Source organism: Nodularia chucula CCY0103 (genome assembly GCF_963923915.1).
In the GTDB taxonomy this organism is placed as follows: domain Bacteria; phylum Cyanobacteriota; class Cyanobacteriia; order Cyanobacteriales; family Nostocaceae; genus Nodularia; species Nodularia chucula.
In genome coordinates this window covers 1-1,119 of the sequence record NZ_CAWUOL010000200.1, presented here as the reverse complement: position 1 = coordinate 1,119, position 1,119 = coordinate 1, and the positions used below count along the sequence as shown (strand labels likewise).

The following is a 1,119-nucleotide window of genomic DNA, read 5'->3' as shown; positions in this document are numbered from 1 at the left end:
AACCCGACCATCCTCAGTCTGCAACAAACTCCCAACCTGTAAATCCTTCGCTTCCACCCAACCCCTATCAGGAGTCCAGAAAGGATGCTCCCCAGTAGTAGAAATCACCTCCCCATCAACATATAAGTCAATTAAAGCTGTCGTTTCTCTACCAAACGTATCTAAAACCTGCCTTGCCTCAATCTCCCCAGGAGTAGTAGGATCATCAGCAATCACCCAATCCCCAACCTGAACATCCTCAATATTCTTAATCCCCTCAGTCGTCAGAATTTCCGTACCAGCAACAAAACAATTCTTAATTTCAGTAACAGTCTTCTTCGTCGAAAGCAGAACATTATCAACACCTTCAACACCACTATTAATCGCCTTATTAGCCGCAAAGAACTTCCTACTACTTAAAATAGACGCAGCAAAAGGCACATAAGCCAACAGATTCCAAGCATCCTCACGTTCAAACTTGCCATTATCCTGATAACTCTGATAAAGATTATAACTAGCCTTACCAGCCCCATACACATCCAAAGCCGCATCCGCACTCGCCACCCACTTCAGAGGACCAATAGTAGTCTTAGCCCAAGTAGCAGCCTTCATCCCCACCAAGAACGACACAGCAATGCCAGTAACATTCCCAGCATTGTAGAGCATCGCATAGTTTGGTTCAATCTTCTCACCAGTGGTATATTCATAAACATCAGTTAATAAACCACCAGAGACACCACTGGCAAAACCCGTACCCCATTGCCCAAACATACTCAGAATTTCTTCACCACTAGCACCTGTAGCCGCAGCAACAGTAATATAGCCTACCCCCGCACCGACACCGCCACCAATTGCTGCTAGACTAGTTGCTAACTGTATCGTCCCCAGTAAATCTCCTAAAGTGAAATAGCCAGTTGGGTCGGTATATCTGACAGGATTGGCATGAGCATATTGGTAATCATGCTGACTGTAGGGGTCGTTTAAGTATCCAGGAAACTCATCTTTGGAGATAAACCGTCCCAAACTGGAATCATAATACCTCGCTCGCAGATAATCCAACCCAGTTGCAGCATCCCTTTGTTCACCTGCAAACCCGAAGGAATTGCCGAAAGTACCTGTCTGGTCTAATAATCCACCAAA

Annotated in this window: 1 protein-coding gene; it reads right to left on the bottom strand. The window is 45.3% G+C overall.

From position 1 onward, the window contains the following. On the bottom strand, positions 1-1,119 hold a 1,119-nt coding region (locus tag ACM0OP_RS24180), incomplete at both ends, for an RHS repeat-associated core domain-containing protein (protein WP_414530948.1).